This window comes from Altererythrobacter sp., from assembly GCF_050299635.1.
Lineage (GTDB): Bacteria > Pseudomonadota > Alphaproteobacteria > Sphingomonadales > Sphingomonadaceae > Erythrobacter.
In genome coordinates this window covers 1-13,838 of record NZ_JBNKWF010000039.1, presented here as the reverse complement: position 1 = coordinate 13,838, position 13,838 = coordinate 1, and the positions used below count along the sequence as shown (strand labels likewise).

At 60.6% G+C, this 13,838-nt stretch carries 13 protein-coding genes; 7 read left to right on the top strand and 6 right to left on the bottom strand.

Annotation, left to right across the window (positions count from 1 at the left end):
- Together ACQY6C_RS14410 and ACQY6C_RS14405 are read left to right on the top strand one after the other, a co-directional pair.
- A partial coding sequence (locus tag ACQY6C_RS14410) for a peptidylprolyl isomerase (protein ID WP_427969925.1) occupies nucleotides 1-855 on the top strand: 855 nt, incomplete at its 5' end.
- Complete coding sequence (locus tag ACQY6C_RS14405) at nucleotides 848-1,198, top strand: DUF1905 domain-containing protein (protein ID WP_427969924.1); 351 nt, start codon at nucleotides 848-850, stop codon at nucleotides 1,196-1,198. The genes ACQY6C_RS14410 and ACQY6C_RS14405, both read left to right, overlap by 8 nt.
- Nucleotides 1,199-1,297: 99 nt before the next feature.
- Here the strand turns inward: ACQY6C_RS14405 and ACQY6C_RS14400 are convergent, their stop codons facing one another.
- The 3 genes from ACQY6C_RS14400 to hemF all read right to left on the bottom strand — a co-directional run bounded on the left by ACQY6C_RS14400 (nucleotide 1,298) and on the right by hemF (nucleotide 4,718).
- Complete coding sequence (locus ACQY6C_RS14400) at nucleotides 1,298-1,684, bottom strand: VOC family protein (protein WP_427969922.1); 387 nt, start codon at nucleotides 1,682-1,684, stop codon at nucleotides 1,298-1,300.
- Nucleotides 1,684-3,774 carry a RelA/SpoT family protein gene (locus ACQY6C_RS14395; RefSeq protein ID WP_427969920.1) on the bottom strand — a complete coding sequence of 697 codons (2,091 nt, stop codon included), beginning with the start codon at nucleotides 3,772-3,774 and terminating at the stop codon, nucleotides 1,684-1,686. Before ACQY6C_RS14395 ends, ACQY6C_RS14400 begins: the two co-directional genes overlap by 1 nt.
- An 86-nt stretch (nucleotides 3,775-3,860) precedes the next feature.
- The gene (gene hemF, locus ACQY6C_RS14390) at nucleotides 3,861-4,718 is read right to left on the bottom strand and encodes an oxygen-dependent coproporphyrinogen oxidase (RefSeq protein WP_427969918.1); all 858 of its coding nucleotides are present in this window, start codon (nucleotides 4,716-4,718) and stop codon (nucleotides 3,861-3,863) included.
- 45 nt (nucleotides 4,719-4,763) lie between these two features.
- On the opposite strand from hemF, the gene pdeM reads away from it, so the two are divergent.
- Both pdeM and infC read left to right on the top strand, forming a co-directional pair.
- Complete coding sequence (gene pdeM, locus ACQY6C_RS14385; RefSeq protein WP_427969916.1) at nucleotides 4,764-5,456, top strand: ligase-associated DNA damage response endonuclease PdeM; 693 nt, start codon at nucleotides 4,764-4,766, stop codon at nucleotides 5,454-5,456.
- Nucleotides 5,457-5,685: 229 nt separating this feature from the next.
- Complete coding sequence (infC, locus tag ACQY6C_RS14380) at nucleotides 5,686-6,204, top strand: translation initiation factor IF-3 (protein ID WP_427969927.1); 519 nt, start codon at nucleotides 5,686-5,688, stop codon at nucleotides 6,202-6,204.
- An 85-nt stretch (nucleotides 6,205-6,289) separates the two neighbouring features.
- Here the strand turns inward: infC and ACQY6C_RS14375 are convergent, their stop codons facing one another.
- The gene (locus tag ACQY6C_RS14375; protein ID WP_427969914.1) at nucleotides 6,290-6,928 is read right to left on the bottom strand and encodes a hypothetical protein; all 639 of its coding nucleotides are present in this window, start codon (nucleotides 6,926-6,928) and stop codon (nucleotides 6,290-6,292) included.
- Nucleotides 6,929-7,084: 156 nt separating this feature from the next.
- Here ACQY6C_RS14375 and ACQY6C_RS14370 point away from each other — a divergent pair, with 156 nt between their 5' ends.
- Nucleotides 7,085-8,494, top strand: a complete 1,410-nt coding sequence (locus ACQY6C_RS14370) for an SLC13 family permease (protein WP_427969912.1) — start codon at nucleotides 7,085-7,087, stop codon at nucleotides 8,492-8,494.
- An 18-nt stretch (nucleotides 8,495-8,512) separates the two neighbouring features.
- On the opposite strand, the gene ACQY6C_RS14365 is transcribed toward ACQY6C_RS14370, so the two are convergent.
- Nucleotides 8,513-9,250: a DNA/RNA non-specific endonuclease gene (locus ACQY6C_RS14365; protein ID WP_427969910.1), complete on the bottom strand. Its 738-nt coding sequence runs from the start codon at nucleotides 9,248-9,250 to the stop codon at nucleotides 8,513-8,515.
- A gap of 303 nt (nucleotides 9,251-9,553) precedes the next feature.
- Here ACQY6C_RS14365 and ACQY6C_RS14360 point away from each other — a divergent pair, with 303 nt between their 5' ends.
- Nucleotides 9,554-10,903 carry a cystathionine gamma-synthase family protein gene (locus ACQY6C_RS14360; protein WP_427969908.1) on the top strand — a complete coding sequence of 450 codons (1,350 nt, stop codon included), beginning with the start codon at nucleotides 9,554-9,556 and terminating at the stop codon, nucleotides 10,901-10,903.
- A 10-nt stretch (nucleotides 10,904-10,913) separates the two neighbouring features.
- On the opposite strand, the gene ACQY6C_RS14355 is transcribed toward ACQY6C_RS14360, so the two are convergent.
- Nucleotides 10,914-12,668, bottom strand: a complete 1,755-nt coding sequence (locus tag ACQY6C_RS14355; protein ID WP_427969906.1) for a diguanylate cyclase — start codon at nucleotides 12,666-12,668, stop codon at nucleotides 10,914-10,916.
- 314 nt (nucleotides 12,669-12,982) lie between these two features.
- On the opposite strand from ACQY6C_RS14355, the gene ACQY6C_RS14350 reads away from it, so the two are divergent.
- Nucleotides 12,983-13,774 (top strand): SDR family NAD(P)-dependent oxidoreductase, encoded by a 792-nt coding sequence (locus tag ACQY6C_RS14350; RefSeq protein ID WP_427969904.1) that lies wholly within the window; start codon nucleotides 12,983-12,985, stop codon nucleotides 13,772-13,774.
- Nucleotides 13,775-13,838 lie beyond the last annotated feature (64 nt).

The window sequence follows — 13,838 nt, the reverse complement described above, 5'->3', positions numbered from 1 at the left end:
AATCCGCGCCGCGTTGTGATCCAGTTGATGCCCGCGCCCTTTAGCCAGGGATGGGTCGAGAACGTGAAGCTACTCGCGCACAGCGGATATTATGACGGGTTGGCGGTGGTCCGCGTGCAGGACAATTACGTCACCCAATGGGCCGATCCGGCAGAGGACGAGGCCGACGCCAAACCGCTGTCCGAAGGGCTGAAGGTGATGGGGGAAAACGAATACACGGCAGACGTTACCGATGAGCGTCGGAATAGTTTCTCCAAGATGATCGGAATCGTAAACGATGCCCTAGCGAGTGGCGATTCAGTCGGGATCATTTCAAAACCTTCTCGGGATAGCTACGCAAAGCATACCGAGTTTTTCAGTGGCTGGCCCACAGGCTCGGATGAAGGTCTTGCCTGGCCCGTCCATTGCTATGGCATGGTTGGCGTGGCGCGCGGGATGTCGCCCAGTACCGGAGATGGCAGCTCGCTCTACACGGTGATCGGCCATGCTCCGCGGCACCTTGACCGCAATATCGCTCTGGTAGGCCGGGTGATCGAGGGGATGGAGCACCTCTCTTCGCTCCCGCGCGGAAAGGGCCCGCTGGGCTTCTACGCCGAGGATGAAATCGACAAACGCACGCCGATCAAGCAGGTTCGGTTGGCGAGCGAATTGCACGGCGCGGCCTCAAGTAGCGAAGCGGTAGGCCAACAAGGGCCCCCGCCGCCCGCCTTCGAATATCTCTCAACCGAAAGCGAAAGCTTCGCCAAATATGCCGAAGCGCGCGCCAACCGCCGCGATCCCTTCTTCATTCACCAGGCAGGCGGAGCGGATATCTGCAATATCCCGGTGCCGGTGCGACGGGTGCCGGGTGACTGAAACCATCACTCACAAGACCTCTCTCGCTCGTTGGGCGGGTGACCGCGGGACGTATTACCACGTGGTGATCGACGGCGACGCTGCCGATGCGATTACCATGGCCGAACGATTGCGTAGGCTGGAGTTCGGCGCAAGGCGCGGCTTCGGCTCGGTCAAGGTGATGGCGCAGATCGGTGGTACGCGCTGGAAAACCTCCGTGTTTCCCAGCAAGCCCAAGCGCTCAAGCAGCGAAGCGTTAGCGCAAGAAGAACGCGAGTGGTGGCTGCTCGTCAGCAAGAAGGTGATCCGCGCAGAAGACCTGGCGCTGGACGAACAACTGACTGTGGAACTGGAACTGCTCTAGAGTGCGTCCGGATTTGATTGGATCAAATCCTGCACTCTGGTTTCTTGTTTTGCCGCGATTTCCGAGTCGTGAAATGTATCCATTTCACTCGAAATCACTCTAGCTTTCGGCTTCCGCCACGCTTTCGACCTTCTGCATCAGCTCGATCCTATTGCCGAAGGGATCCATGATGTCCCCACGCCGATAGCCATCCAGCGGCTTGCCGGGTGCAAAAGGCACGCCATTCTCCTCAAGCCGCGTGACCAGCGAGGGCAAATCGTCGACCAGCAGGGCCGGATGCGCGCGCTGGGCGGGCGTGAAATCCCGTTCGACCCCGCAATGCACTTCCGCAGCGCCGCTGGTGAACCAACATCCGCCGCTCACGGCCAGATGAGCAGGCTTGGCGACTTCCTCCATTCCCAGAGCATCGACGAAGAATGCGCGCGCCATCGGCTCCCCGCCATGCGGAATGGCCAGCTGGACGTGATCGATCGCAAGTATCCCCATCACATACGCTCCGCCTGCGCAACTGCATCGCTAGCTCTGAGCGCGCTGAGGATGCGGGTCAAGTGAGCAAGGTCCTGCACCTCTGCATCGATCTCGTATGTGGTGAATGGGTGATCGAGCTGGACCTGGTTGAGGCTCATCACATTGGCGACATTCTGCGCGAAGATGCCTGCCATTTCCGCCAGTGTGCCGGGACGGTCGTACAGCGTCACGCGCAGCCGCCCGATCGCCCCCTGCGAACGCTTGCCCCATGACAGGTCGAGCCAGTCGGCGTCGATCCCGCTGGCAAGCTCGAGGCAGTCGATCGCATGGACTTCCACGCCTTCGTCCTTCTTGCGCAACCCCACGATACGGTCGCCAGGAACCGGGTGGCAGCATTCGGCCAGCTTGAACCCTACCCCCGGGGTAAGCCCGCGGATCGAGATCGTCCTGTCGCGCCGCCCCCAATCAACCCCTTCCTCGATATCCGCGGTGCATCCGGGAACAAGCGCTTCCATCACTTCATGATCGGTCAGCTTGGCCGCGCCGATTGCGAACATCAGATCTTCCTCGTCCTCCAGTTCGAGCCGCTTCACGGCCTCGCGCACGGCCTTCTTGCCGATCCGCGCGGGAACGCGGCCCGCAATCTCGTCAAACAGCTTGCGCCCGATTTCGGCGACCTCCGCGCGCTCTCTCTGCCGCACCGCACGGCGGATTGCAGCGCGCGCCTTGCCCGTAACCACGAACCCCAGCCAGCTCAGCTGAGGTTCGGCATTCTTGCCCTTGATGATCTCCACCACATCGCCATTGTTGAGCGGCGTGCGCAGCGGCATGTGCCGCCCGTTGATCTTCGCGCCGACCGTCTGCGCGCCCAGATCGGTATGAACCGCGAAGGCGAAATCGACCGGCGTCGCGCCCTTGGGCAGCTGGAACAGCCCGCCCTTGGGGGTGAATGCGAAGATGCGATCCTGGTAGATCGCCATGCGCGTATGCTCGAGCAGTTCCTCGGCATCGTGGCTGGCATCGACGATCTCGATCAGGTCGCGCAACCAGCCGACCTGCCCGTCAGGTCGGTCATCCTGCTTGTAAGCCCAGTGCGCGGCAAAGCCGAACTCGTTGCGCTGGTGCATCTCGCGCGTGCGTATCTGCACTTCCACACGCATCGAGTTTTCATACATCAGCGAAGTGTGCAGGCTGCGATAACCGTTGGTCTTGGGGGTAGAGATGTAGTCCTTGAACCGGCCGGGCAGAAACTGCCAGGTAGTGTGCAACACGCCCATGGCCCCGTAACAGTCTGCCTCGCTCTCGCAGATTACACGGAACGCCATGATGTCCGTCACCTGTTCGAAGGAGACATGGCGCTCAGCCATTTTCCTCCAGATCGAATAGGGATGCTTTTCTCGCCCGCTCACTTCGACCCGCAGTCCGGCCTCGGCCAGCACCTGTTTGATCTTGAGCGCGATCGCATCGACCTGCCCGCCGTCCTGGCTGCGTAGCTCCTCGAGCCGCTTGGTGATGGTGTGGTAGGCTTCTGGCTCGAGCTGCTCGAACGCCAGAAGCTGCATCTCGCGCATATATTCATACATGCCCACACGCTCGGCCAGCGGGGCGTAGATATCCATCGTTTCGCGTGCGATCCGCTGGCGTTTCTCCGGCGATTTGATGAAGTGCAGCGTACGCATGTTGTGCAGCCGGTCCGCCAGCTTGACCAGCAGCACGCGGATATCTTCACTCATGGCGAGCAGGAACTTGCGCAGATTCTCCGCCGCGCGCTCGTTCTCCGGCATCTGCTCGATCTTGGAGAGCTTGGTCACGCCATCGACCAGCCGCGCGACCTCCGTGCCGAAATTGTCTTCGATATCGTCGATCGTCGCCAGCGTATCTTCCACCGTATCGTGGAGCAACGCAGTGATGATCGTTTCCTGGTCGAGTTCCAGGTCCGTCATCAAACCGGCAACTTCGACCGGGTGCGAGAAGTAAGGATCGCCCGAGGCGCGCTTTTGCGTGCCATGTTTCTGCACCGTATAGACATAGGCGCGATTGAGCGCCGCCGCATCGGCGTTCGGGTCATATCCCAGGACCCGCTCTACAAGTTCATATTGGCGCAGCATGCTTTGATGATTGTGTGGGAACTACCCCCGTGAGCGCAAGCAGGAAAATTCTACAGCCGGCACTCTGGGCGTAAGAATACGATCCCTCAGACCCAAACCGCTTCAGGCGGCAAGCTCATCAGTATGGCATCGATATTGCCCCCGGTCTTGAGGCCGAACAGCGTTCCCCGGTCATAGACCAGATTGAATTCGGCATAGCGACCGCGCCATTCCAGCTGGCGTTGCTTGTCCGCTTCACTCCATTCCGTGTTCATGCGGCGACGCACCAGCTTGGGAAAGACACCCAGGAAAGTCTCCCCCACATCGCGCGTGAACTGGAAATTGCGCTCGAATGCGTCAGGGCTTTCGCATTCCATGTGATCGTAGAAGATCCCCCCCACGCCGCGATGCACGCCGCGGTGCGGGATGTAGAAATAGTCGTCGGCCCATTTCTTGAAACGGTCGTAATAGGTCGGGTTGTGCGCCGAACAGGCCGCACGGAATGCTGCGTGGAAGTCTGCCGTGTCTTCCTCGTAGGGGATCGGCGGATTGAGATCGGCCCCGCCACCGAACCAGGCCGCCTGCGTCGTCAGGAAGCGCGTGTTCATGTGCACGGCGGGCACATGCGGGTTGGCCATATGCGCGACCAGGCTGATGCCGGTGGCCGAAAATCCGGGATTTTCCACCGAAGCGCCATTGATCGTACCGGCAAACTCGGGCGCGAAATTGCCGCGCACGGTCGAAACATTCACGCCGACCTTCTCGAACACCTTGCCCTTCATCAGCCCGCGCGTGCCGCCGCCGGGATCGGCATTGCCTTCCTCCTCGCGCTGCCAAGGTGAGTATTCGAACGCGGCATCGGAGCCAGCCTCTCGCTCGATCGCTTCGAATTCAGTGCAGATGCGGGTACGAAGCTGCTCGAACCATTCCTGCGCGCGGGCGGAATATTGTGTCCAGTCGGTCATGCCTGCACCCTTGCCAAAGCGGATGAGTCGCGGCAAGTGATGGCAATGGTTCCCCTTTCGTTCGCAAAGCAGGAATTGCTGCTGATAGAAGGCCGCGCGCTCTACTGGCCGCGCGAGGGCGCGCTGTTGCTGGCTGACCTGCATCTCGAAAAGGCGAGCTATTTCGCGGGCCACGGGCAAATGCTGCCGCCCTATGACAGTCGTGAAACGCTGGAGCGCGTGGCCGATGCGATCAAGCTGACCGGTGCGCGGCGCGTCATAACGCTGGGCGACAACTTTCATGACGGGGAAGGTACGCAGCGGCTCGATCCCTATGCGGCGGGAATGCTCGAAGCACTGACCCGCTCGCTCGACTGGGTGTGGATCACCGGCAACCATGACGAAGCGATGCACCGCAGTTTCGGCGGGACCGTACTGGAGGAACTCGAACTGAGCGGCGTCGTGCTGCGCCACATGGCCCGGCGCGGCGAGACGCGTCCGGAACTGTCCGGCCATTACCACCCCAAAGTGCGCCTGACGGTACGAGAAAGGCACATAGCTCGCCCCTGCGGCGTCTTGAGCCAAGGTACGCATTGTTCCGACCGGATGATCCTGCCCGCTTTCGGCGCTCTCACTGGCGGAATGGACGCGGGCGCGCCCGAAATCCTCGATGCGCTACAACCGGCAAGCCGCATCGACGCCGTGCTCCCGGCCAAGGGGAAGCTTGTGAAATTGCCCATTTGGCGGGAGGCCGCGTAGTTATCTCCGCAGGCGCATCCGCGCCCGCGATCTCCCCGCGCCTTGCGAGGCAGGCTCGCGGCGCTGCGGGCGGCCGGTCGGCCTTGCGGCCCGTCGATGACGGACCGATTGAAGCGAACAGCAAGCCAGCTGCCTTCCCCCTAGCCTTCGCCTGCGAATCCCCCTACATAGCGCGCAGATTCACGGCTGTTACAGGAGAACACACATAGCCCGTCCACCCCGGCGTTCGCTGGCCCCGCCCGTAAAAAGCGGCCCGCGCTACGATAATTTCATTCAGTCCGACAAAGTTCGCGTGATCGATCACGAAGGCGAAAACCTTGGCGTGATGTACACCAGCGAAGCGATGGAGCAGGCCAACGACCTCGGCCTCAATCTCGTCGAAGTGTCCCCCAATGCGGACCCGCCGGTGGCCAAATTCCTCGATGTCGGCAAGTATCGTTATGAGGCCCAGAAAAAGGCCAATGCTGCGCGCAAGACGCAGAAGACGCAGGACATCAAGGAAGTGAAGATGCGTCCGAACATCGACACGCATGATTATGACGTGAAGATGCGCAACGTGAACAAGTTCATCGAAAATGGCGACAAGGTGAAAATCACCCTGCGCTTCCGCGGTCGCGAAATGGCGCACCAGGAGCTGGGTATGAACCTGCTTCGCCGCGTTCAGGAAGACGTGGAGGAAATCGCCAAGGTCGAGGCATTCCCGCGGCTTGAAGGCCGCCAGATGCTGATGGTGCTGGCGCCGAAATAGGCACCTCGCCCGCCGAATCGCAATCCAATGGGGCGTGCCTGCGGGCGCGCCCTTTTTGCATCGCCTCTCCCAGACTGACGCCGCTCTATTCGATATGAAAATCGAGAACGGTAAATCGCGCCGGTCCGGTTGCGTAAACGCCGTGCCCGCGCCCGCCGGCCGACCCGAAAACGAAACCGACGCGCATCGCATCGTCGAGCGCCTTGTCGAAGGCGCGGGGGAATGTGCGATTGTCCCCGCCCATCATCGCGATCCACGGTTCATCGAAATCGATGCTGACCGTATGCTTGCCGGGCGAGAGCGGCATGGTGCGCGCATTGGGCGCATACCAGCGGTATGTTGGATATCGCCGCGTCCAACGATCCCCCGCGCGCTGAAAATAGAGCGATAGCAAGGCTTCGCGCTGCGGGAATTCCTGGGGGATGAAGCGCACGTCTTTGCGCGCATCGATCCGGTAGGTCAGCACCATTCGCTTCGCCCCTTTGAGCGTGCGAACCGGCACGGTCACATAGTGCACATGGCCGTTTTCGGCACGGGGATAGGGGAAATCGAAAGCGGGTCCGTCGCGCGTTTCGAACATGCTGCGCGGCATGTTGACCGAATAATTGCGCCCCTTGATGACAGGGCCGATGTCCCATTCCCACGCCTCTGGCCCTTCTCCGGCAACAGCGGGGAGCGTACCCATCATCAATATGGCAAGTGCAAATGCGGACAGCCTTTTCATGAAGTTCGCATAGCACGTCATCATTGCAATGAACTGAATCACACTTTCACCCGGTGTCCATTGCAAGGTCCGGTACGAATGCTGGTGAAGAGCCAATTGAACCGGTTCCCTTCCCGCGGAAACCCACTAGTCTTCCGGGCAGGAGGGAGTTTCCACATGACCGCAAAGCGTATCGGCTTCCTGGCTGGTCTTGTCGCGTTTGCACTCACGATAATTCTGCCTGCCCCAGCCGGAATGCCTGGCGAAGCATGGATCGTCGCAGGGCTGGTCGTGCTGATGGCGGCATGGTGGATGACGGAAGCGATTCCGCTTACCGCCACCGCGCTGATGCCCTTCCTTGTGCTGCCGTTGGCAGGCGTGATGACCGCGAAAGAGACTGCGAGCGCCTATTACGCGCCGATCCTGTTTCTCTTGCTGGGCGGCGCATTCCTGGCACTCGCGATCGAGCGAACCGGGATGCATCGGCGGCTGTCGCTCGCGATCCTCAAGTCGATCGGCAGCGGCGGCGGGCAAGCGCGGCTCCTGCTGGCGTTCATGATTAGCGCCGCGATTCTCTCGATGCTGATTTCCAACACTTCGACCGCGCTGATCATGATGCCGATGGCGCTGGCCGTTCTGGAAGGCGGCGGTTTGCCCGAGGACGAAGGCGACGGCCTCGCCGGAGCGCTTCCGATGGGTATTGCATTTGCAGCCAGCATCGGCGGGATCGGCACGATCGTCGGCTCGCCCACCAACGGGATCGCTGTCGCCCTGCTCGATGAGATGATCGGCGTGAAGATCAGCTTTGCCCAATGGATGGGCTTCGGCCTCCCGGTCGTGCTGATCGGTGTGCCGCTGGCGGCCTATATCATTGCCAAGGTGCAGCGCGTGGCCACCCACCCCTTCGACGTTTCAGCCGCCCGCGCCGCGATCGACGATCATGCTCCCTGGTCGAGTGCGGAAAAGCGCTTGCTCCCGATCATTGCCATCACCTTCCTGTTGTGGATGACGCAACGCTGGGTCGCGCCGATCTTGCCGGAGAATAGCTGGACCGACGGAACCATAGCCATCATCGCCGGGTTGGCGCTGTTCCTGCTGCCCGATGGTACCGGTCGTCCGCTACTCATATGGAAAGAAGCCGACCGCGCGCCATGGGGCGTCATCATGATGTTTGGCGGAGGTTTGGCGCTTGCTGCGGGCATGACAGCTTCGGGCCTGGCCGAATGGCTCGGCAATGCGCTGCTGCCGTTGCAGGCGGTGCCACTGCCGCTGGTCGCAATCGCCATCGTTGCCATGGTCGTGCTGGTGACGGAATTCGCCAGCAATGTCGCCACCGCCAGCGCGATTATCCCGGTCGTTGCCTCGCTTTCGGTCGCACTGGGCGCAGACCCGATCCTGCTGGCCATGCCGGCCGCAATTGCCGCAAGCTGGGGCTTCATGCTGCCTGCAGGGACCGGCCCCAATGCCATAGCCTGGGCCACTGGCCATATCCGCATCGGCCGCATGGTCGGCGCCGGATTGATCCTCGACCTCGTCGGGATTGTCATGATCGTGGGAGTGGTTTGGGCAATTAATGCCCTGAGCTAGCCGCCTGCCACCGGCGGCTCACCACATTGTGCCCTTCGAGCTTTTTTCTTCGTGGAGATCGCCCCCCGCGATCCGATCCCAGAAACGCCCGCCAACGATCTGCTCCGCATCATAGGTCTTGACCAGAAAGCTGCCGAGGTCGGCAGTCTGCCGTGCATTGGGTATCTCAAATGTCCACAGCCGGTGCTTGCCGCGCTTGTTTTCGGTCAGCACGCTCTTGATGAAGGCATGCGGCACCGGCACGCTGATTCCGAAATCGGACTGGTTCTTGCCGATCCGTTCCACCTTCTCGCCAAAATAGAACACCGGGCATGTCAGCACATAGGTCTCGAAGATGCTCTTGCGCTTGTCGAGTTCGCGGATCGCCATTTCCAACTCGCGCCAGATCCCCCGATTGAACAGGGGCTTCTGCGGCGACATGTTCGAAAGCAGGAAGGTTTCGCTATTCTGGATATTCTCAATATCCTGATTTGCGCTGGCCACCAGATGACCGCGATCGAAGCCGCTATCCTTATAAGCCCTCAAACCGGCCCGAAAACGCTTTGGAACGCGAGTATCGGCACGAAAATTGTCGAGCCGTTCAATCTTAGCGAAATCGTCAACCATCGGCCTGTTTCGATTGATGATTTCGAGTGTCCACTTGGCTTGCCTGAAGTACCAGGAATAGCCGATTGTGAAGAAACGTCCGGTCAGTATCTGATCACACACAGGTGCGCCGTATCGCAGCTCGCGCTGCATCTGGAACGGATCATCCATTGCTCCTTCTCCTTCTGCAACGAAGCTGGGAAATCCGGCTTCCTCAATTCTGATCAGGCAATATGCACCCCCTTGCACGGGCTGTATTGCACGTGGCCGACGTTGCCTGCGTATCGCGCCCGATCTCCCCAATGATTTCATCTGTAACCGGTTGCGAGCGCCGGTTCGGAGGAGTAACTGACACCGCAATGACCGGCCAAACGGCGGAGAGGCGTTCCTGCGGAGGTTAGGAACGGGTGCCCCGAATGGTCCATTCGGCTCCTGCCTTCCTGGGAGCATGTCGCAAGGAAGGAACCAGACGACATGACCGATGCCGTAGATTCGGTTGACCAGCCAACTCCGCGCCGCAAGCCCAAGCCCGAGAAGACGACCATCGGAGGGCGCGAACTGAAGCCTGCAACCTTGATGATGGGGCTCGGCTATGACCCGGCGCTTTCCGAAGGCTCGCTAAAGCCGCCGATCTTCCTCACATCCACCTTCGCTTTCGAGAGTGCCGCAGCGGGCAAACGCCATTTCGAAGGCATCACCGGCAAGCGCGAGGGCGGCGCGGAAGGGTTGGTCTATTCGCGCTTCAACGGCCCGAACCAGGAAATCCTCGAAGACCGCTTGGGCATTTGGGACGGGGCGGAGGACGCGCTGACCTTCTCAAGCGGTATGACTGCGATCTGCATCCTGATGATGGCCTATGTTTCGCAAGGCGATGTGATCGTCCACTCCGGGCCGCTCTATGCCGCATCCGAAGGCTTTGTCGCCAAGGTGCTGAGCAAATTCGGCGTCACCTATGTCGATTTCCCTGCTGGCGCGACGCGCGAAGAGCTCGACGCGGTGCTGGAGAAAGCGCGCGATATGGCGGCCAAGCAGGGCGGCAAGGTCGCCATGATCTATCTCGAAAGCCCGGCCAACCCCACCAATGCACTGGTCGACATCGAAGCGGTCAAGGCGGCGCGCGACTCTGTGCTCGGCGGTGCCCAAATAGCCGAAGGCAGTGGCACAGAAAATGTCTGCCCGATCGCGATCGACAACACCTTCCTCGGGCCGCTGTGGCAACGCCCGCTGAAGCACGGCGCGGACATTGTGGTCTATTCGCTGACCAAATATGTCGGCGGGCATTCGGACCTGGTTGCAGGTGGGATATCAGGCGCCAAGAGATGGATGGACCCGGTCCGCGCGCTCAGGAACACGATGGGCGGGATCGTCGATCCCAACACCGCCTGGATGTTGCTGCGCTCGCTCGAAACGGTCGAGCTGCGAATGCAGCGCGCTGGCGAGAACGCGGCAAAGGTCTGCGCTTTCCTGCGCGACCATCCCAAAGTCGATGGCCTGGGCTATCTCGGCATGATCAACGATCCGCGCCAGCAGGATATTTACGATCGCCATTGCACCGGCGCTGGCAGCACTTTCTCCGTCTTCATCAAGGGCGGCGAGGCGGAAAGCTTCCGTTTTCTCGACAATCTCACCATCGCCAAACTGGCGGTGAGCCTGGGCGGAACCGAAACGCTGGCGAGCCATCCGGCGGCGATGACACACCTGTCGGTTCCCGACGAACGCAAGGCTGCGCTGGGCATCACGGACAATCTGGTGCGCATTTCAATCGGGATCGAGGACCCGGACGACCTGATTGCCGATTTCGACCAGGCCCTGGCAAAGGTCTGATTGCGGCGGCCTAGGCCGCGATTCGGATACAGTTGCGGCCGGCATGCTTCGCTTCATAGAGAGCATTGTCGGCCGCCTGCAGCATCCAGGTCTCGTCCGCCCCTTCAAGCATGGAGGCAAGCCCGAAGCTGCCTGTCACCTCAAGATCGTCCATCTCACCCCAATTCTCGGCAAGAAGGGCCGTTCGTATGCCCTCGATCAGTTGGCCCGCCCCGGCTTCTCCTGCATCGGGAATGACGAAGAGAAACTCCTCTCCTCCCAATCGGCCAACATGGCCAAGTCCGGAAATCGCCTTGCGGCAGATGGCCGACACGCGTTGCAATACAAGGTCGCCGGTCGCGTGACCGAACTGGTCATTGATTGACTTGAAGTGATCGATATCGAGGATCGCGACCGAGAGGTTCCTGTTCGTGCGGCTGCACTCGTCCATCTGCTCGTCAAGCAGCTCAAGGATCTTGCGACGGCTGTTGACCCCGGTGAGCGGGTCCGTGTCGGCCAGCAACCGCGCGGCGAAGGCTTCGACCTCGGCGGACTCCTTGGCCGCTTCGAGCTGCTTGAGCACTTCGACCTTCTCGGTCACATCCTGGAAGGTGCCAAATATCGCGAGCGGACGATTGCGACCGTCGACTTCGCGCATCAGCACGGATTCCACATGCCTGATAGTCCCGTCCCTGCGAATAATCCGCGCCGTACCGGTCTTCATCTGTCCTTCGGCGATACATTCGTTGAGACGTGTGGCGACCTTGGCCCGATCCTCCGGATGGCAGAACTCGCGTACAAGTTCGATCGATGGCATCTCGTCAGGCGGCAAATCATAGATCTTGCGTATGCCATCCGACCAGATGAGTTCATTGGTCCTCAGGTTCAGATACCAATGCCCGATATTCGCAAGCCTCTCGGCAGAAGCCAGCAATTCCTGGCTGGTCCGCATCTTGCGGAACATGTCGCGGCGTTGCGTAAGCAGGGCTGCCAATGGGAGGCACACAGCCAGAATCACGAACAGGTAGAACTGATAGAAATAGACTATTCCTGCCTTGGATTGGCCCAGGCTCCCCATCTGCTGGAGATCGAGAGTGATCGCGAAGGTCCCGACCGCCGCGATCGCCGTCACACATGCGGCCGCACCGATCGGACCCAGTCGATAAGTGACCAGAACCGCCCCAGCGAATGGAAGGTAGAGCATCGGAACCGATGCCCGAGTGACTGAATACCACGCGACTGCAATGAGCAATCCGACCAGGCCCAGGAACTCCGCCGTTCGTGCTGCACTCCACTTTGGCCGCTTTGCTTCGAACTCGCGGGTGACCGTGATGATCATCGATGCCACGATCAATGTGCCCAGCAGCAGCGTAACCATCCAATTGAACATGTTCGACCAGTTCCGGTCGGGGATGGAGACCGCAATCACCAACCAGCTGGCAACTGCGCCAATCGCAGCAGCCATGGTGAAGCGGCTCAGATCTGCAATAGTTTCAAACCCTCGAAGCGCTCGCTCCTTGCCGAAGATCAGGGGGCACAGGATCGCATTGACCGTGTGCGCGCAGACACAGATGACCGCCACTCCAGGCTCGACCCCGAAGAGCCATGCACCGAAGAAATTCGCAGCGGTGAACAGTGCCAGCACCGCTGGCCAATGACTGCGCGACGAGAGCAGCAAGGTTGCCACGAAGATACCGCCCGCGGGCCAAAGCATCGCCAGCCCGTCTGGCCCCAGGCCCCAGCGATAGATGATGGCACCCGCGATGAAATAGGCGAACGCGGCCACGACGGGCCACGCTCCTATTCGCCAATTCCATCTCGCCGCACTCTTATCCATCCAGCGGGTTTTAGGAATTGCGCGTTCAAATAGGGTAAAGCGGCCGTTTACCTATCCTTATGCAAGATCGAGCGAAGCGAATTCACCATTCGCATTGCGGGCTTGCGCGAAGATGCAGCTGCCGCGGATCGCAAATAGACTTCCCAAGCACCAGAATTCATGGAATTCCTTACCTTGGCTCGCTGAAACACCAGACAATAGTGATTGGGGGAATGCGCACGCAAGCTCTTGATCGGCTACACTCAAGCCAGTGGGAGAGAGACATGACGGATCGCAAACCGGTATTCCTGGTTGTCGGCGCAGGCGCGGGTATCGGTGGCAATGTTGCCGCACGATTCGCGCAAGGCGGCTACCATGCGGTGCTTGCCCGGCGCAGCGACAAGGATGGCCTGGACGGGCTGGTAGGCGCGATCGAACAGGCGGGTGGTTCGGCCACGGGCACCTTGCTGGATGCCGCTGAAGACGGCTCGATCGAGGAACTCGTCGAACGCGTCGAACGCGACATCGGTCCAATTCAATGCGCATTGTTCAACCTGGGTGCGCAAATCGGCAACCGAGAGCTGCATGACACGCCGCACAAGGCCTTCGAACTGGGCTGGCGGCTCGCCTGTTTCGGTCTGTTCAGGCTCGCCCATGCGATGTTCCCTGCGATGGTCGAGCGCGGCGGCGGGACCTTGCTCGTCACCTCGGCCACTGCTGCCATGCGCGGCAATGCCGGACAGCATAGCCATGCCGCGGCCATGGGCGGGCGACGGATGCTATGCCAGAGCCTCAATGCCGAGTTTGCGAGCCAGGGCATTCATGTCGCGCATGTCGTGATCGATGGCTCGGTCCTCGCTCCCGATACGCTCGGCAGAATGCTGGGCGACAGTTGGGAAGCCTACAAGGCCAGCAAGGGCGTCGAAGGCATGCTCGACCCCGCTGTCCTGGCGGAGACCTATTGGCACCTTGCCCAGCAGCCGAGGAATTGCTGGACGCATGAGCTGGACGTGCGGCCCTGGACCGATATGCCCTGGTGGAACGACAATCCGCCTCCTGCGATCGACACGAAATAGTCTGTTCCAGCGCGCATTCGCACAGCGTCAAATCCTACTGGATGGAACACATGGAACAGGGTCC

Coding starts and splice junctions, on each gene's coding strand:
- ACQY6C_RS14400 (WP_427969922.1), bottom strand. CDS start 1,684: ATGGGGATACTTGCGATCGATCACGTCCAGCTGGCCATTCCGCATGGC.
- ACQY6C_RS14395 (WP_427969920.1), bottom strand. CDS start 3,774: ATGCTGCGCCAATATGAACTTGTAGAGCGGGTCCTGGGATATGACCCG.
- hemF (WP_427969918.1), bottom strand. CDS start 4,718: ATGACCGACTGGACACAATATTCCGCCCGCGCGCAGGAATGGTTCGAG.
- pdeM (WP_427969916.1), top strand. CDS start 4,764: ATGGTTCCCCTTTCGTTCGCAAAGCAGGAATTGCTGCTGATAGAAGGC.
- ACQY6C_RS14375 (WP_427969914.1), bottom strand. CDS start 6,928: ATGAAAAGGCTGTCCGCATTTGCACTTGCCATATTGATGATGGGTACG.
- ACQY6C_RS14370 (WP_427969912.1), top strand. CDS start 7,085: ATGACCGCAAAGCGTATCGGCTTCCTGGCTGGTCTTGTCGCGTTTGCA.
- ACQY6C_RS14365 (WP_427969910.1), bottom strand. CDS start 9,250: ATGGATGATCCGTTCCAGATGCAGCGCGAGCTGCGATACGGCGCACCT.
- ACQY6C_RS14360 (WP_427969908.1), top strand. CDS start 9,554: ATGACCGATGCCGTAGATTCGGTTGACCAGCCAACTCCGCGCCGCAAG.
- ACQY6C_RS14350 (WP_427969904.1), top strand. CDS start 12,983: ATGACGGATCGCAAACCGGTATTCCTGGTTGTCGGCGCAGGCGCGGGT.